Source organism: Brachybacterium sp. J153 (assembly GCF_036311905.1).
Taxonomy (GTDB): Bacteria; Actinomycetota; Actinomycetes; order Actinomycetales; family Dermabacteraceae; genus Brachybacterium.
The window spans coordinates 1-16,300 of record NZ_JAZDCH010000002.1 but is presented as its reverse complement, the minus strand read 5'-3'; the positions used below and the strand labels follow the sequence as shown (position 1 = coordinate 16,300).

The 16,300-nt window shown below is 74.9% G+C and carries 14 protein-coding genes; 8 read left to right on the top strand and 6 right to left on the bottom strand.

Annotation, left to right across the window (positions count from 1 at the left end; genetic code table 11):
- Positions 1-126: 126 nt before the first annotated feature.
- The 6 genes from V1258_RS00525 to V1258_RS00500 are packed head-to-tail and all read left to right on the top strand — an operon-like array spanning position 127 to position 5,948.
- Positions 127-1,236 carry a glycerophosphodiester phosphodiesterase gene (locus V1258_RS00525; RefSeq protein WP_329747867.1) on the top strand — a complete coding sequence of 370 codons (1,110 nt, stop codon included), beginning with the start codon at positions 127-129 and terminating at the stop codon, positions 1,234-1,236.
- A complete protein-coding gene (locus tag V1258_RS00520) occupies positions 1,233-1,898 on the top strand; it encodes a DUF4129 domain-containing protein (RefSeq protein ID WP_329747866.1) in 666 nt (221 codons plus the stop codon). The genes V1258_RS00525 and V1258_RS00520 overlap by 4 nt, the downstream gene beginning before the upstream one ends.
- Positions 1,895-3,097, top strand: a complete 1,203-nt coding sequence (locus V1258_RS00515; protein ID WP_329747865.1) for a DUF4350 domain-containing protein — start codon at positions 1,895-1,897, stop codon at positions 3,095-3,097. The genes V1258_RS00520 and V1258_RS00515 overlap by 4 nt, the downstream gene beginning before the upstream one ends.
- Entirely contained in the window at positions 3,094-4,089 is a 996-nt protein-coding gene (locus V1258_RS00510; RefSeq protein WP_329747864.1) for an AAA family ATPase, read from the top strand. The genes V1258_RS00515 and V1258_RS00510 overlap by 4 nt, the downstream gene beginning before the upstream one ends.
- A gap of 35 nt (positions 4,090-4,124) precedes the next feature.
- Positions 4,125-5,423: a DUF58 domain-containing protein gene (locus tag V1258_RS00505; RefSeq protein WP_329747863.1), complete on the top strand. Its 1,299-nt coding sequence runs from the start codon at positions 4,125-4,127 to the stop codon at positions 5,421-5,423.
- A 30-nt stretch (positions 5,424-5,453) separates the two neighbouring features.
- Positions 5,454-5,948, top strand: a complete 495-nt coding sequence (locus V1258_RS00500) for a DinB family protein (RefSeq protein ID WP_329747862.1) — start codon at positions 5,454-5,456, stop codon at positions 5,946-5,948.
- Positions 5,949-5,995: 47 nt separating this feature from the next.
- Here V1258_RS00500 and V1258_RS00495 read toward each other — a convergent pair whose 3' ends face one another.
- The gene (locus V1258_RS00495) at positions 5,996-6,991 is read right to left on the bottom strand and encodes a stage II sporulation protein M (RefSeq protein ID WP_329747861.1); all 996 of its coding nucleotides are present in this window, start codon (positions 6,989-6,991) and stop codon (positions 5,996-5,998) included.
- 118 nt (positions 6,992-7,109) lie between these two features.
- Between V1258_RS00495 and V1258_RS00490 the strand changes: the two genes are divergently transcribed.
- Positions 7,110-7,958 (top strand): RDD family protein, encoded by an 849-nt coding sequence (locus V1258_RS00490; protein ID WP_329747860.1) that lies wholly within the window; start codon positions 7,110-7,112, stop codon positions 7,956-7,958.
- An 86-nt stretch (positions 7,959-8,044) separates the two neighbouring features.
- Here V1258_RS00490 and V1258_RS00485 read toward each other — a convergent pair whose 3' ends face one another.
- A complete protein-coding gene (locus V1258_RS00485; RefSeq protein ID WP_329747859.1) occupies positions 8,045-9,769 on the bottom strand; it encodes a phosphomannomutase/phosphoglucomutase in 1,725 nt (574 codons plus the stop codon).
- Positions 9,762-10,142 carry a DUF3499 domain-containing protein gene (locus tag V1258_RS00480; protein WP_329747858.1) on the bottom strand — a complete coding sequence of 127 codons (381 nt, stop codon included), beginning with the start codon at positions 10,140-10,142 and terminating at the stop codon, positions 9,762-9,764. The genes V1258_RS00485 and V1258_RS00480 overlap by 8 nt, the downstream gene beginning before the upstream one ends.
- Before the next feature lie 90 nt (positions 10,143-10,232).
- Between V1258_RS00480 and V1258_RS00475 the strand changes: the two genes are divergently transcribed.
- Positions 10,233-10,688 carry a metallopeptidase family protein gene (locus tag V1258_RS00475; RefSeq protein WP_329747857.1) on the top strand — a complete coding sequence of 152 codons (456 nt, stop codon included), beginning with the start codon at positions 10,233-10,235 and terminating at the stop codon, positions 10,686-10,688.
- A gap of 30 nt (positions 10,689-10,718) precedes the next feature.
- Here V1258_RS00475 and V1258_RS00470 read toward each other — a convergent pair whose 3' ends face one another.
- The 3 genes from V1258_RS00470 to V1258_RS00460 are packed head-to-tail and all read right to left on the bottom strand — an operon-like array spanning position 10,719 to position 16,041.
- Positions 10,719-12,329, bottom strand: a complete 1,611-nt coding sequence (locus V1258_RS00470) for a DUF5719 family protein (RefSeq protein ID WP_329747856.1) — start codon at positions 12,327-12,329, stop codon at positions 10,719-10,721.
- Positions 12,322-15,729, bottom strand: a complete 3,408-nt coding sequence (locus V1258_RS00465) for a hypothetical protein (protein WP_329747855.1) — start codon at positions 15,727-15,729, stop codon at positions 12,322-12,324. The genes V1258_RS00470 and V1258_RS00465 overlap by 8 nt, the downstream gene beginning before the upstream one ends.
- A gap of 12 nt (positions 15,730-15,741) precedes the next feature.
- Positions 15,742-16,041: a WhiB family transcriptional regulator gene (locus V1258_RS00460; RefSeq protein ID WP_329747853.1), complete on the bottom strand. Its 300-nt coding sequence runs from the start codon at positions 16,039-16,041 to the stop codon at positions 15,742-15,744.
- Positions 16,042-16,300: the final 259 nt, after the last annotated feature.

Here is a 16,300-nt window from a genome sequence, read left to right as displayed (position 1 = left end):
GGGCCGGGGGCGTCGAACGCCTCCCGAAGACGCCGACCGATCGACGATGGTCGGGTCGGAGAAGGGCCCTCGGTTCCGTAGGTTGTGCGGGGCAGCAGACATCGACGGATCGTTCGAGGAGGACCCATGACCACCGGATGGACCGCACCGGGAGCCGCCGACGCGGAGGGCTCGCCGCCTCCGGAGGTGCCGACGCCCGCACCCGGGACGCCGGCGCGCGGACCGCAGCGGGAGCTCACCGTGTCCCTGCCGCTCTTCCCGCTCCGCCCCCTCGGCCTCGGCGAGATCCTCGGCGCCGCGGTGCGGATCTACCGCCTGCGCGCGCGCACCGCGCTGAGCCTCGCCGCGATCGTCCACGGCATCTCCTACGCGCTGATCACCCTCGCCACTGGCGCGGGACTGATCCCCTTCATCGGCGAGATGCAGGCCGCCTTCGAGGACCCCACCGCCACGACCCCGATCGGTGCGGGCTCCGCGGGGGACCTGGTCCTCACCATCGCGAGCTATGTCCTCACCTTCGTGGTGAGCGTGGTCGCCGCCTCGCTCGTGACGGTCGCGCTCACCGAGCTTGCGATCGGTGAGGCGCGGGGCGACGGCCCGGACCGCGCCGCTCTCACGGCCTCCATGCGTCGCAACGCTCTGCCCGCCATCATGATCTCCCTGCTCGTCGGGCTGCTCGGGCTGATCGTCTTCGCGGTCCCGCTCGGACTCGGCATCCTGCCGGCGATCCTGATGGGCGAGGCGAACCTGCTCACCGTGGGGGCCGTGCTCCTGGGCGTCCTCGTCGGCCTCCTCGGGCTGATCTGGATCTGGGCGCGCACCGTCCTGGCCGTCCCCGCGCTCGTCGTGGAGGGGACGGGGATCGGCGGCTCGGTCGCGCGGGCCTTCGCCCTGACCCGGGGCCGGAACCTGTGGCGGATCCTGGGGATCTCCCTCCTCCTCGTGCTCATCGTGTCCCTCGCGGTGCAGATCATCTCCAGCGTCCTCGGGACCGTCGGCTTCGTCGCCTACATCGCGATCCTGTTCGCGAGCAACGGCACCGCGCTCGTGCTCGGCATCGCGGTGCTGACCATCCTGACGATGCTCGGCAGCTATGTGGCCACGGTGCTGGTCGCCCCGTTCCAGTCGGCGGCGATCGCCGCCCTCTACGCCGACGCCCGGATGCGGCAGGAGGCCTGGGACGTCGAGCTCACCCGCAGCTCCCGCGAGGCCTGGGACGCCGGAGGCGACCGGTGATCCTCGCCGGCGGCGTGCCCGTGGATCCCGAGGAGGCGCGCCGGCGCACCCTCGAGGAACTCTCCAAAGGCGAGTACGACGACTCGCCGGGCTTCGTCGCCTGGCTGCTGCAGACCCTCGAGGATTGGCTCGCGGGGATACTCGACGGGGTCGACGGCTCCTCGCCGCTGCAGGCCGGACTCGCCATCCTGATCGTGATCGCGCTGGTCGTGGCCACGGTCCTGGTGCTCCGGCGCACGGGTCTGCTGCGCCGCGGCCACGCCCTCGCCGTGGACGTCGAGCTCGATGCCGAGCCGGTCCTCTGCGCCGAGGAGCTGCGCGCCGCCTCCCGCCGGGCGGTCGACGCCGGCCGCACCGACGACGGCACCGTCCTCGCGCTGCGCGCGCTGGTACGGGATCTCGAGGAGCGCACCCTGCTCGACGTCGCCGCGGGGATGACCGCGCACGAGGCGGCCCGCGATGCCGCGGTCTCCTTCCCCGACCTGCAGGGACGCCTCGATCGCGCGGCGGCCGCCTTCGACACCGCCGCCTACTCCCAGCGCACCGCCTCCCCCAAGCAGGCCGAGGACCTGCTGCGCCTGGCCGAGTACATCGCCGAGGCCTCGCCCGACCTCAGCCGCGCCGCCGAGGCCGCCGGGGCCGGACACGGGAGCGTGTCATGAGCGGGGAATCCGTCCTGCTGCGCGCCGGGACCGCGCCGTCCGCTGACTCGCCCACGGACGGGGCACGTCGTCGGCCGTGGATGACCGTGCTCGTGGTGATCGCGGTGCTCGCCGCGGTGCTCGCGAGCGTCGCCCGCGGTCTCTACCGGGACGGTCCTCTCGAGCCCGACGCCCCCACCGCCGGCGGGTCGAAGGCCGTGGTGCAGGTGCTCGGGGATCTCGGTGTCGAGGTGACCGTGGATCGGCACACGTCCGCCGCGGCCGACGCCCTCCGCGGCGGCGGGACCGTGCTGGTCACGGAGCCGAACGCACTGTCCGGGGAGCAGCTCGCGCTGCTCGGCGAGGCCCGCTCGGACGGCGGGGGCACGCTGGTGCTGGTCGCCCCCGACGGTGAGGCCCTGTCCTGGCTCGACACCGCCATCTACCCCGTGGGCATGCACGGGGACGAGGCGCTCCTCGAGCCCGGGGCGGGCTGCGGCGATCTCGCCGGCGGCGCGCGGATGCTCGAGATCCCGCAGGAAAACGACTCGCTGCGCGGGCCCGCGTACCTCTACCGCACCGTCGAGGGCACGGGTGCCCGGACCTGCTTCCCCGTCGACAACTGGGCGCTCGTCGCCGAGGACGACGGCCTCGTCGTGCTCGGCAGCGCCGATCTGCTCACCAACGCGGGCGTGGGGCGGGCCGACAACTCGGCGCTGGTCCTCAACACCCTCGGCGCCGAGGGCACGCTGAGCTGGTACGTCCCCTCCCCCAACGACCCGATGGCCGCGACCGAGGGCACCCTGCTCGCCCACATCCCGTCCTGGGCCGGGCCCCTCCTGCTGTGGGTCCTGCTCGCCGCCGTGCTCGCCCTGCTCGCGCTGTCCCACCGGCTCGGACCGGTCGTGGTCGAGCCGATGCCCGTCACCGTGCGCGCCCAGGAGCTCGTGCTGGGCCGAGCCCGGCTGCTGCAGCGGGCCGGCGCCCCCGACGCCGCCGCCCGCTCCCTGCGCGCCGCGACCGCGACCCGCCTCGCCGACCGGCTGGGGCTGCGCCGCACCTCGACCCTCGACCATCTGCTGGCCGCCGTCGGCCCGCACACCGACCTGTCCCCCGAACAGCTGCGCACGCTGCTCGGCCCCACCCCTGTGACCGGCGACGACGCGCTCGTGCGTCTCGCCCGGGATCTCGACCGTCTCGAGAAGGAGATCGACCGATGACCGAGCCCAGCTCCTCCCCCGCCCCGTCGGGCCCGCCCGTCGAGGAGGACGCCCGCACCGCCCTGCAGAGCCTCTCGACCGAGATCCACAAGGGGGTCGTCGGGCAGGACGCCGCGGTGACGAGCCTCGTCGTGGCGCTGCTCTGCCGCGGCCACGTGCTGCTCGAGGGTGTGCCGGGCGTCGCCAAGACCCTGCTCGTGCGATCCCTCGCGGCCGCGCTCGACGTGCGTATGCGCCGCGTCCAGTTCACGCCGGACATGATGCCCGGCGACATCACCGGCTCCCTGGTGTACGACAACACCACGAGCGACCTGGTGTTCCGCGAGGGTCCCGTCTTCACCAACCTGCTGCTGGCCGACGAGATCAACCGCACCCCGCCGAAGACCCAGTCGGCGCTGCTCGAGGCGATGGAGGAGCGCCAGGTGACGATCGACGGCGCCTCCCGGCCCCTGCCCGATCCGTTCCTGGTGGTGGCGACCCAGAACCCGATCGAGTTCGACGGCACCTACACCCTGCCCGAGGCGCAGCTGGACCGCTTCCTGCTCAAGGCCGTCATGCCGCTGCCCGAGCGGGACGTCGAGATCGACGTGCTGCGTCGGCACGCCGACGGCTTCGACACCTCCGATCTCGCGGCGATGGGCCTCGGCCCGGTCGTGGACGTCCCCGCCCTGCACCGCGCCCAGGCCGATGTGGCGCGGGTCGTCGCCGAGGACGCCGTGGTGCAGTACATCGTCGACGTGTGCCGGGCCACCCGTCGCTCCCCCAGCCTCGCGCTCGGCGTCTCGCCGCGCGGCGCGATCGCCCTGCTCCGCACCGCCCGGGCCTGGGCGTATCTCACCGGCCGGGACTTCGTGACCCCCGACGACGTGAAGACCATGGCCCCGGCCACCCTCTCCCACCGCGTGCGGCTGACCACCGAGTCCGAGCTCGAGGGCACGCAGGTCGAGTCCGTGCTCGCCGCGACCCTCGCCGCGGTGCCGGTGCCGCGCTGAGCGCGACCCGCCGAGTCTGGAGGACCGCTGAGCCCATGAGGATCTCGCTGACCCCGCGCGCCGCCCTCGCGGCGCTGCTCGGCCTGCCCGTGATCGTGCTGTGGCCCCACTGGACGACCGTCGTGGGGCTGTTCGTGCTGTGGACGCTGGTGGTGCTGGGCGACGCGCTCATCGCGCCCTCGCCGCGCTCGCTCCTGGTGCGTCGAGAGGCCCCGGCGCAGGTGCGTCTCGGAGGGAACGCTGCCGGTCAGCTGCTGCTGACGAACCCGAGCGGTCGTGCGGCCCGGCTCGAGGTGCGGGACGCCTGGAACCCGACGGCGGGCCTCGAGTCCCCGCGCAGCGCGCTCGTCGTCCCCGCCCGGGAGCGGCGCGCGATCCGGCAGAGGTTCACTCCGACGCGCCGCGGGGAGCACTCCTCGCGGGCGCTCGTGATCGCCTCCCGCGGACCGCTCGGCCTGGCCCGGCGCGCCGCCGCGGTCGACGCCCCCGGGCGGCTGCTCGCGCTGCATCCCTTCGGCGCCCGTCGACATCTCCCCTCGCGGGTGCGCCGTCTACGGGAGATCGAGGGTCTCGCCGCGATCCATCAGCGCGGCCAGGGCACCGAGTTCGACTCCCTGCGGGACTTCGTCGACGGCGACGACGTGCGCTCGATCGACTGGCGGGCGACCGCGCGGCGGCGCAGCGTGGTGGTGCGCACCTGGCGCCCGGAGCGCGATCGGCACGTCCTGATCGTGGTGGACACCTCCCGCACCTCCGCGGCGCGGCTCGGGGACGCGCCGCGCCTGGACGCCGCCTTTGACGCGGCGCTGCTGCTGACCGCGCTCGCCGGTAAGGCCGGGGACCGGGTGGACCTGCTGTGCCTGGACCGGATCCCCCATGTGTCGGTCCTCGGATCGACCCGCAGCCAGGTTCTCAGCGACATGGTCACCGCGACCGCTGCGGTGGATCCGGCGATGGTGGAGACGGACTGGGAGCTCGCCGCGGTCGCGATCGCCGAGAGGGCTCGCCGCGGGTCGCTCGTGGTGCTCGTGACCCCGGTCGAGGAGTCGGCGGTCCACTCCGGGCTGCTGCCCGTCGCGGCCCGGATCGCGCGCGACCATCCCCTGGTGATCGCCTCGATCTCTGATCCCGCTCTCGAGTCCCTTGCCGCCGGTCGCGGCGACGCGGAGGCGGTGTATCGCGCGGCGGCCGCCGAGCAGGCCCGACTCCAGCGCGACGGCCTCGCCCAGGCTCTCGAGCGGGTCGGCGCCCATGTCGCCGACGCTCCGCCCGACCGCGCGCCGCAGGCCCTCGCCGACACCTATCTCGCGCTCAAGGCCGCCGGGCGGCTCTAACGCAGTGCGAGCAGCGGGCAGACTGGGCCCATGAGCACGCCCGACAGCACCTCTCCCGGCACGGCGACCCCCATCGCCCTGCTCGCCGACTTCCTCGACGAGCACCGGAGCCTGCTCGGCGCGAGCCTCGACGGCCTCACCGAGGAGGAGGCCCGCCGCCGCCTGGTTCCGTCGCGGACGACGCTGCTGGGGCTGGTCAAGCACGCGACCTTCGTCGAGCGGGTCTGGTTCGAGGAGGCGCGCACCGGCACGCCGCGACGCGCCCTCGGCCTCCCCGAGAACGCGGAAGACTCCTTCGTCCTCGACCCGGGAGACACGATCGCCTCGATCCGCGCCGCTCACCGCGCCGCATACCAGGCCTCCCAGGCCGTGATCGCGGATCTCTCGGGCGAGGAGATCTGGTCCGGCAACCGCCGCGGTCCGCTCCCCGTGCCCTGGATCCTGCTGCACGTGCTGCGGGAGCTCGCCCAGCACGCCGGCCACGCAGACATCCTGCGCGAGCAGATCCTCGCCGCCCGCCGCTGACGCTGCTCCCGGGACCGGATCCCGGCCGGATCCCGGCAGCTCCTGGCTCAGCCCGCGGTCAGCACACGGTCGCCCACCAGCTCCTCGGAGAGGTCCCCGGTGATCCCGGACCGGTGGGCCTGGCGTCCCCGTCCGAGCATGAACACCAGGAAGGCGATCCAGAGCACCGCGCCGATGCCGATCCGCACGGCGGGCGGCAGGTCCGAGGGCGTCACGAAGGCCTCGACGACCCCGGAGACCAGCAGCACCGGCACGAGGCCGATGCCGATCGTGATCAGGGCCCGGGCGGACTGCGACAGCGCCCAGGAGCGGGGCATCGGCCCCGGGCGCACCCAGGCCCAGAAGGTCCGCAGCCCGGCTCCGGCGCCGACCATCACGGCCGTCAGCTCGAGCAGACCATGCGGCAGGATGAACACGAAGAACGTGCCGAGACCGCCGTGGGCGCCCATCACGCCCGCCGAGAGCCCCACGTTCAGGCCGTTCTGCAGCAGCATCACGATCGGCCAGAAGCCGGTGACGCCGAACACCACCGCCTGCATCGCGATCCAGGCGTTGTTGGTCCACACCTGCGCAGCGAAGCCCGAGGCCTCGCCCTGGAAGTAGTAGGCGACGAAGTCGTGCTCGACGAGGGCGCGCTGCGCCTCCTCCGGGAGGACCGCGGCCCGCGCCTGCTCATCCGTGCCGAAGAAGACCCCCGCGATCACCGCGGAGACGAGGAAGACCGCGGACGCGAGCGCGACGGTCCAACGCGACTGGAAGAGCGCCGAGGGCAGGTCGTTCCAGAAGAACTCCCGGGCATGCCGCCACAGCGGCACCCGTGCCCCGGTGATCCGCAGCCGCGCCCGGTGCACGAGCAGCGAGAGCCGCGAGATGAGCGCGGGATCGGGGGCGGTGGAGCGGACCGTCGACAGATGCGTGGAGGTCTCCTGGTACAGCGCGAGCAGCTCCTCGATCTCCGCGGCCGAGAGGGAGCGGGCACGGGTGAGCTCCCGCAGGCGATCCCACTGCGGGCGGTGCACGGAGATGAAGGCGTCGGTGTCCACCGCCCCAGGGTAGGGCGGGCCACCTTCCACGGGCCGCCGACGAAAGTCGCCCCCGAGGGTGCCGGAAGCCGACCCTCGATGCTCCTGGGCCGTGGCGGCCTCTGCGACGATGGTGCGCATGGCAACCTCCGGGGCGGCCGCCGCTGTGAGCGGCACGGACCGCGACGCGCTCATCACCGGCGACGCCGTGCTGCTCGATCTGCGGCCGGCGTCCTTCGCAGCGCGCATGCTGTCGGGGGCGATCGACGGAGCGATCACCCTCGCACTGCTCGTCGCCGGCTTCGTCGCGGTCGCCGTCCTCGCCGTGCGGCAGGACCTCGACGAGGGACTGATCGCCGCGGCCGTGGTGCTGGTCTCCGTCGGCGCGTACGTGGGCCTCCCCGTGCTCAGCGAGCTGCTGCTGCAAGGACGCTCCGTGGGCCGGATCGCCGTGGGCACCCGCGTGGTGCGCCTCGACGGCGGTCCCGTGCACGTCCGCCAGAGCCTGCTGCGCGCGCTGATGGCGATGCTGGAGATCTGGTCGACGGCCGGTGCGCTGGCTCTCACCTGCGCGGTCATCGATCGACGGGGGCGCCGGATCGGCGATCTGCTCGCCGGGACGATGGTGATCCAGGAGCGCATGCGCGCCCTCGAGCCGCGCCGCCCCGAGGTGCCCGGCGCCTTGCGCGACTGGGCGGACGGGGCGGATGTCGGTCGCCTGCCCCTCCCGCTGCTGCAGGACATCCGCTCGTTCCTGCCGCGCGCCGAAGCGATCCATCCGCAGTCCCGTCGGCAGCTCGCCCGGGACCTGCTCTCACGGACCCTGCCGCACGTGGCCCCGGCGCCGCCGCCGGGCACCGATCCCGAGGAGTTCCTCGCCGCGGTGCTGGCCGAGCGGTCGCGCCGGGACGAGATCCGCCTGCGTCGCGCGCAGGAGCGCCAGCGGGAGCTCTCGGCGGAGGTGCGGGCGGTGCCCTTCAGCAGCTGACGGGCGATGCCCGAGTCGGCGCAGAGCCCTCCTCAGCGGGGCCTCGGAACCTCGGGTCCCCGATTCGCGTCAGCGCAGAGCGCTCCTCAGCGGGTGCTCGGTGCCTCGACACGCCCCGCGATGAGCACGGGGATCCCGCCCTCGACCGCATGGACCCGGTGGCAGTCCGCGCACTGCAGCGCCGCCTCGACGTCCCGCAGCTCGCCCCCGCAGTCGGGGCAGCGCAGGCGCGCGCGGACCCAGCCGGGCACGTCCGCGCCGCTCGGCCCGTCGGGCAGCGCGGCGGCGTGCCCGGCGTCGTGCCCGGTGTCGAACCCGGCCCCGTCGGCGGGAGCGGTCTCGGGGAGCGGCGTGTCCGCCATGGGTGCCTCCTGGTCGGGGGCGTCCCCCGGATGCTGGTCGAGCAGACCGAGGACCGTGTCCCGCACCCGCTCGAGGGTCTGGGGGGTGGCGGCCTCGACGTTCAGCCGCAGCAGCGGCTCGGTGTTGGAGGAGCGCAGCGAGAGCCACCAGCGCTCCTCCGCCGGCGCCCCGTCGTCCCATCGGGTGAGCGTGAGCCCGTCGAGGTGATCCGCCTCGACCGCGGGATCCGCCCCGAGCTCCTGCTCGACTCGGGCCCGGGCAGCGGCCGGGTCCTCGTGGCGGACGTTGATCTCGCCGCTGGCCGCATAGGGGCTGTGCGCGGCGACCAGCGCGGAGGCCGGGCCGTCGAACTCCTCGAGGGCCGCCAGCACGTGCAGGGCGGCGAGCATGCCGGAGTCGGCGGAGAAGAAGTCCCGGAAGTAGTAGTGCGCCGAGTGCTCGCCGCCGAAGACGGCACCATGCTCGGCCATGAGCGCCTTGATCAGGGAGTGCCCGACCGGGGAGCGGAGCACCTCCCCGCCGGCGGCGCGCACCGCCTCGGCGACGTGCCGGGAGGAGACCAGGTTCGCGAGGACCACCGGTCGCTCCTCCCCCGCGGCGAGGGCGCGGGCGATCTCCCGTTGCGCGATCAGGGCGGTAATCGCCGAGGGCGGGACGGGGGTGCCGGTCTCGTCGACGACCACGCAGCGGTCCGCGTCCCCGTCGAAGGCGAGGCCCAGGTCCGCGCCCTCGCGGCGCACAGCCTGGCGCAGGTCCTCGAGGTTGGCGGGGTCCAGCGGGTCCGCGGGATGGTGCGGGAAGGTGCCGTCGAGGGTGAAGTGCAGCGGCACGATCTCGAGGGAGGGCAGGTCCCCGAGGACCGCGGGGGCCGTGTGACCGGCCATGGCGGAGGCCGCGTCGATCACCACCCGTAGGGGTCGGCGTCCTGTCAGCGGCACCAGACCGCGCAGGGTGCGGGCGTAGTCCTCGAGGGTCGAGAGGTCCTCCGCCCGGCCCTCGCCGTGCTCGGGGATCTCGCCGGCCTCGAGGTACGCCTCCGCCGCTCGCCGGATCGTGTCGAGTCCCGTCGCCCGGCTGATCGGGCGGGCGCCGGGCAGGCACAGCTTCATGCCGTTGTCGGCGGGCGGGTTGTGGGAGGCGGTGATCATCAGGCCCGCCGCGCGGTGCAGCCCCGAGGCGCAGTACAGCTGATCGGTCGAGGCGAGTCCGGCATCGGCCACGATCGCCCCGCGGCGCACGGCGCCCTCGATCACCGCGCGCGCCAGGTCCGGAGAACTGACCCGCATGTCATGGGCGACGATCATCGAGTCGCCCGAGAGGAAGTCCGCGAAGGCCGCGCCGAGCGCCCGGGCGACCTCGACGGTGAGCTGCTCGCCGGCGACGCCGCGCACGTCGTTGGCCTTCACGATCGCGGAGAGGTCCGCGGCGGGATGCTGCACCTCAGTCATCGCCGCCCCGCACCACATGGAGGTGGCGGGCCGGCTCACGGCCCGGGGCGGGGGCGCGGTGGCTCGCCGGTGCGGCGGCGGGCCGGGCCGACGGGGCCCGCGTCCCGGCGGGCAGCGGCGCCTCGGTGCGGCGGACCGCATCGGCGAGGGCGACGAGGTCATCGCTGACGCCCTCCCCGCCCGCGACGCGGAGCAGCTCCCACCCGCGAGGGGCGGTCATCCGCGCGGCATGGTCGCGGCAGAGGTCGTAGGCGTGCGGCTCACTGGTGCGGGAGAGCGGCCCCAGGACAGCGGTGGAATCCTCGTAGACGAAGGTCAAGGAGCTGACCGCCGGGTTCGAGCAGGCGGTCCGGGAGCATTCGCGAGCTGGCACGTCCAGCAGTGTACGCAGTGCCCGGTGCACCCCGCGGGCCGACGCGCCCGGCCCGGAACCGTCCCCTCCCGGGGCACTAGAGTGCCCTCCATGGATGTCGAGCCGCTCCGTCCCGGCGCCCCCGGTCCCCGTCGTGCGTCGCGCCGCCGCGACCGTCACGGGCGGGGCCGACGCTTCGATCTCATCCCGCCTCACCTGCCCGGATACCGGACCCGTCGGGAGGTCTTCGACGACCTCGTCGCGGAGTCCGGGGCCACACTCGCGGAGCGCTTCCCCCGCCGCCTCGCGCACCTGCGGGTGCTCGTCGAGGAGGTCCCGCCCACGGATCCGGCACCGTGGGAGGACGCCGCGGTGCTCCTCGGCCGCGCCCTCCCCGCCACCCGGGAGCATCCGCCGCGCGCGATCCTCTATCGACGCCCGATCCAGACCCGCTGCGCCTCGGAGGAGGACCTCGAGGCCCTCGTGCGCCAAGTGCTCAGCGAGCAGGTCGGATCCCTCCTCGGGATCGCCCCCGAGGACGTCGACCCCGGCGCCTGGGAGGACTGAGCACCGCGCGCTGCGCTCGCCGCGCCCCGGTCAGTCCGCGAGGCGGACCATGACCTCGTTCGCGCCGAGACGGGCGGGCAGCACGGGCAGCGAGGACAGCAGCACCCCGCCCGTGCCGTCGTTCTCGCGCTGGGTCCAGCTCGCGTGCAGCACCCCGGGGACGTCGGGGACCACGGTCACCGCCGCGGGCTTCTCGGCCCCGCGGCGCAGCGGCTCGTCGGTGACGCCCACGGCAGTCCCGGCGGCGGCCTCGACCTCGACCGGCTCTCCCGCGGTGCCATCGGCGTAGAGCGGGACGAGGGTGACGGCGGTGTCCTCCGTCGCGGTCAGGGACAGCACCCCCGCGGCGCCCTGGGCGGGGAGGGCGAGCAGGGCGCTCGTGCCGATCGCGGGGGCGGCGACGGCGAACGTGAAGTCGACGGGATTGCTGACGGTGTCGCCGGCGAGGTCCACGCCCGCCTGGGAGCTGCGGGTCGCGGCGTGCACGGGTGCCTCGGCGTTCACCTCGACGCTCCAGGTCCCGGTGGGGAGGTCCTCCAGCGGCACCTGGACGACGGCGCCGGCCGGCAGCTCGACCTCGGGCACCTCGGCGGCATCGAGGGGTCCGTCGGCCCCGAGCACCCGCACCCGCGCGCGGGTGTCCGCCCCGCTCGGATTGGCGAGGGTCAGCACGGGGGAGATCCCGGCGGTCTCGACGCCGGTCATGATCTGCTGCTCGTCGGCGGCGGGGAGGGGCTGCTGGATCTCGGCCCCGCCCGGAGTGAGCCCGTCCCGCTCGGTGGTCTGAACGTGCATCTGCAGGGGCGCGCCGAGCACCGAGACGTCGACACCGAGAGCCGCCTCCCCGGCCGCCACGGACTCCAGCAGCACCGTCTCCTCGGCTCCGGGTGCCACGACGACCTGGCTGCGGCCCTCCATCGCGGCGGGACCGTCGGCCGTCCACACCTGGACCGAGGCGGTCGCGGGGCGGGTGGTGGGATTGCGCAGCACCAGCACGGAGCTGTCACCGGTCTCGGTGGAGACGCCGAGGAAGGCCGCGTCGGTCTGCGCCGCCCCGCACCGGGAGATCATCAGGGAGCGGTAGTCGCCGCTGGTCGTGGAGGTGGACTGGACCGCATCGGCGACCGGGAGCCCCGCCTCGGAGGTCTCGGTGCGCACGCTCGGGGCGGCCTCGAGGTCCGTCAGGGTCTGGACGGAGACGCCCAGGTCCTCCGCGGCGGAGGCGTCGGAGAGCACGGTGCCCTCGGCGTCGGAGGCGGTGATCGACGGGGTGCGCACCCGACCCTGGTCGTCCTGGAGCGTGGACGAGGCGCTCACGGTCCCGAAGAGCACCGAGGAGTCGGGCTCGAGGGAGACGGTGCGCAGCCCGACGGTCGTCGAGGGCGGGGTGACGGACAGCTCGGCGTCCCCGCCGCCCTCCAGGAGCGCCTCGGGGAGCGAGAGCGGGCCGGCGCAGGCGAGGGTCTCGCCGCCCTGCTGCGCGGTGGAGACGGCGCGGGTGACCGGGGTCTGCTCCGTCGGGTCGACGGTGGAGACCGCCGCGACGGCGGCCGCGAGCGGGAGCAGGGCGGCGAGGGCCAGCAACGGGCGCGCGGGGCCGCGGCGCCCGGGACGGTCGGGTCGGGGCGTCGGCTCAGCCATACATCTCCTCGGCACGGGCGCGAGGGCGCCAGGGCACGGCGATCAGGACGGTCAGCAGCACGGCCGCTCCGAGGAGCAGGCGTTCGGCGAGGAGCAGCGGCTGGGCGCGCTCGATCGAGATCTCGCCTCCGGTACCGGCCGGGAGCACGAAGCCCTGGGCCCAGCCGTCGACCGTGGTCGGCTCGAGCGCGGTGCCGTCGATGCTCGCGCGCCAGCCGGAGTCCGCCCGCTCGGAGAGGATGACGGTGCGCTCCTCCGCGGCGGGCTCGACCCGTCCGCTCACGTCGATCGCCTCGCTCGCGAGGGCGATGTTCCCCTCGGACCCGGTGACGACCGCGCGCGGCGCCGAGTCGACCACGCGCCACATGCCGCCGCGGGTCCCCTCGGTGACCTTCTCGAGGGTCGAGGAGGCGTCGAGGGTGGCCATGAGGTCCTGCTGCTCCACGGGATCTCCCTCGACCACGACGTAGGCGACGGCCAGCGAGGCGGTCGCCTCGCGGAGTGCGTCGGCCTCCGCCGGATCGGCGCCGGAGGAGAGCATGAGCGCGACGGTGTCGCGCAGGACCGTGCTCGCCGGATCCGCGTCCACCTCCCCGGCGCGGGCCGCGGCCACGTCGCGCTGGTCGAGGATCGCGGCATGCTGCACGGCGGAGTCGCCGCCGTGCACCACGAGGTGGGCCGTGACCGAGCCGTCGTCCTCCTGCGACAGGCTCAGCACGCGGGACCTCGCCTCGGTGCGCCCCTGATCGGCCGCCGCCGCGGGCACGTCGCCGGTCTCGGTCCGCTCCACGCGGAGCTGCCCGGGGAGCAGCAGGGTCCATCCCGCGACCGCGATCACGCAGCAGGCGGCGACGAGGGAGGCGAGCACGACGGTGGCGGGACGACGCGCACGGGACTCCCTCTCCTCCCGCCGGGCGAGAGCGTCGAAGCTGGCGGCGGCGCCGACGCACAGCGCCAGGAGCGCGGCGCTCAGCAGGGCATGGGGCGGGAAGGGCACGAGCAGCTCGCCGCCGAGGCCCGCCGGGAGCTCCAGCGCGAGCAGCGCCGCGCCGAGGGCGGTCGCCGCCAGGAGCAGCCCGAAACGCCCCGCACGCCCTGCCTGGCCGGCGAGGAAGGGCGCCGCGAGGGCGCCGAGGACGATCGGGGCCAGCGGCAGCGCGAGCGGGAGCCAGAACGCCGCCATCTCCCCGACCAGCGGGGCCAGCACCGCCTGGACTCCCGGGGAGACGGGCCAGAGGGCGAGCAGCTCGGCCCTCTGCGGCAGGTCCCCGCCGAGCGGCATGCCGCCGACGGAGAGCAGCAGTCCCGGATGGCCGAGGTACTGGGGCAGGTAGGGCAGGTGCAGCGCGAGGGAGGGCACGAGCACCAGGGCGAGTCGACGACGGCGACCGGGAACGGCCGGGAGGATCAGCAGCAGCGCGAGGGCGGTGAGCAGCACGAGCGCCGGAGTCACGGCACCGATCACGAGCAGCACCAGCCCGCCGGCCGCCGCGGCGGCGGGGCTGGCCTGCGAGGCCTTGTGGGGCAGACCGATCGCGCGCCCGATCAGGAGCGCCAGCAGCGGCAGCAGCAGGTGCACCAGCAGCAGGGGCCAGGCCCCCGTCGTGAGGGCGCTCAGCAGCGAGGGCGCGAGCGTCCAGGCCACCACGAGGGCGAGCCGGGCCCCGACCGCCCGGGTGATGGCCCCCGCCGCCCACCAGGACAGCAGGGCGCTCAGCGGGAGGGCGGTGAGGATCAGCGCCTCGACCAGGAACGATCCGGGCACGGGAATGCTCCCGAGCAGGCGGAGCAGCGGGTCGGCGGGGCCGCGCTCCCCCAGACCCCCGGGGATCCAGTCCGACCAGCCGACCTGCCAGCGCAGCGCGAGATCGTCGGGCAGGGAGCGCAGGGCCGGACCGCTCAGCTCGCCGCGCCCGAAGAGCCCGCGCAGGGCGACCAGGCCCAGCACCGTGGCGAGCAGGGCGATCACGGCGGTCCACACCGCGTGCCGGCCGAAGTCGGCGTCGTCCTGGCCGTGGTGCGTGCCTGCGATACCCCAGGTGGTGCGGCGGATGGTCCGTCGGCGGTCGTCATCGGCCAGCAGCCGGGTCGCCAGGTCCTCGAACCGCCGGCGGGCGGCCTCGCCGCGGGGCAGGTACAGCGGGGCGAGGCGCCGGGCGGGGACACGCGCGAGACGGCGATCCCGTCGGCCGCGCTGGAGCACCCGGGGCGCTCGACGCAGCATGCCCGCCCAGGCGCGCAGCTCGGCCCCTGCCCGCCGCGGTTCCGAGGCGGCGATCGCCCCCGCGGCGCGCAGCAGCGCGGACAGCGGCGAGAGCAGGATCATGAGCAGCGCCGCGGCCAGCGAGCGGTGCTTCAGCAGGAGCAGCAGCTGACCCTTCCGCTGCTCCTGGAGCCGTTCGAGTCGCGGGCGCGTGGGCAGCGGGTGGAGAGTGCGTGCTCGGGACCGCACGGCGACGCGATCGCCGCCGCGCCACACCCGTCGGCACAGGTCGATCTCGGCCCAGGGACCGGGCAGGTCGGGGTCGAGCACGCCGACGGCGCGCAGGGTCGACTCCCGCACGAGCATTCCGGCGAGGGGGACCGCGAGCACGTCCTGCCGCCAGTCCGCCTGCCCCTGGTCGACCTCGCCGGCGTCGACCCCGGTGATGATCCGGCCGCCATGGGTGAGCGTCAGCCCGACGTCGACCAGCGCATCCGCCTCCTCAGCGGTGCGGATCACGGCGTTCTCCGCGGCGGGGTCGACCCCCGTCGACGGGGCGGCGGGCGCGACGCGCTTGGTGCCGACGACGGCGGTGGTCGGCGACTCCGCCACCAGCTCCAGCTGGGCCTCGAGCGCGTCGAGACCCGGCGTGGAGCCGTCCACGACGCACCAGAGCCAGCTCTCGTCCTCGGCGCTGCGGCCGGCACGGCGTCCCGTCCGCGGACCGTCCTCGCGCAGGCGCACCGGCACCTGGGCGAGGGCCGCGAGCTCCTGGGTGCGCTCGCGCTCGACGGCGTCCGGGTCGATGTCGCTCGCCCGCCGCCCGCGCGAGGCCGGAGCCTCCCCGGAGCTCACCTCGGGGGCGGAGCTCACGGCGTGATCCACGTGATCTGCGGCAACGGATCCCTCGCGCGCGCCGTCGGTCTCGTCGAGCTCGGCGAGCAGACGCAGCACGGCGCGCAGCGCGGCCGTCCGCGCGGCCCCAGCGGGCACGGTCAGGACATGGTCGAGACCACCCGCGGAGCGCTCGTCGCGCAGCAGCGCGACGCAGTCCTCCGGGAGATCCTGGGGAGCGACCGCGACCAGGCGGTCCACCGGCCTGCTCTGTCCCTGCGCCCCGGCGAGCGTCGCCCGGAGAGAGGGCTCGGTCGTCGCCCGGCTCAGCAGGACGACGGCGGTGACATGTCGATCGCTCACCAGGTCACGGGGTCAGACCGCCCGGCGCTTGAGCTTGCGCCGCTCGCGCTCCGAGAGTCCGCCCCAGATCCCGAAACGCTCGTCGTTCTCGAGCGCGTACTCGAGGCACTCGGCCCGCACCTCGCAGGAGACGCACACCTTCTTCGCCTCTCGCGTGGAGCCGCCCTTCTCGGGGAAGAACGCCTCCGGATCCGTCTGCGCGCACAGCGCGCGCTCCTGCCACGACAGCCCGGCCTCGTCGCCGTCCTGTCCCCCGAGATCGAGCAGGGACAGTTCGGCCCGCGCGCCCTGTTCGAGGAGGTCCTCGTCCATCGCCGCCACCCCTTCCACTGCATGGTCGCCTGTTGCGCGCCTAAAGTACACCCGTGTAGTTATGCCCCGTCAAGCGGCTCCGGCGCGTCGTGCAGCGCATCGGGTCCGGATCACAGCCCGGGAGGGCCCATGTCCGACTCCCCCCGTCCGCCCCAGCCACCCCGTCCCGTCGACGTGATCCCGGTCACCGGGATCGGGGGGGGGGGCGGGGGGGGGGAGGCCGATGTCATCCCCCCCCCCTCCCCCCCAACCCCCCCGC

Bases quoted from the DNA above. Each gene is read 5' to 3' on its own strand.
- V1258_RS00525 (WP_329747867.1), top strand. From the start codon at position 127: ATGACCACCGGATGGACCGCACCGGGAGCCGCCGACGCGGAGGGCTCG.
- V1258_RS00490 (WP_329747860.1), top strand. From the start codon at position 7,110: ATGGCAACCTCCGGGGCGGCCGCCGCTGTGAGCGGCACGGACCGCGAC.
- V1258_RS00460 (WP_329747853.1), bottom strand. From the start codon at position 16,041: ATGGACGAGGACCTCCTCGAACAGGGCGCGCGGGCCGAACTGTCCCTG.
- V1258_RS00510 (WP_329747864.1), top strand. From the start codon at position 3,094: ATGACCGAGCCCAGCTCCTCCCCCGCCCCGTCGGGCCCGCCCGTCGAG.
- V1258_RS00515 (WP_329747865.1), top strand. From the start codon at position 1,895: ATGAGCGGGGAATCCGTCCTGCTGCGCGCCGGGACCGCGCCGTCCGCT.
- V1258_RS00500 (WP_329747862.1), top strand. From the start codon at position 5,454: ATGAGCACGCCCGACAGCACCTCTCCCGGCACGGCGACCCCCATCGCC.
- V1258_RS00505 (WP_329747863.1), top strand. From the start codon at position 4,125: ATGAGGATCTCGCTGACCCCGCGCGCCGCCCTCGCGGCGCTGCTCGGC.
- V1258_RS00485 (WP_329747859.1), bottom strand. From the start codon at position 9,769: ATGACTGAGGTGCAGCATCCCGCCGCGGACCTCTCCGCGATCGTGAAG.
- V1258_RS00475 (WP_329747857.1), top strand. From the start codon at position 10,233: ATGGATGTCGAGCCGCTCCGTCCCGGCGCCCCCGGTCCCCGTCGTGCG.
- V1258_RS00470 (WP_329747856.1), bottom strand. From the start codon at position 12,329: ATGGCTGAGCCGACGCCCCGACCCGACCGTCCCGGGCGCCGCGGCCCC.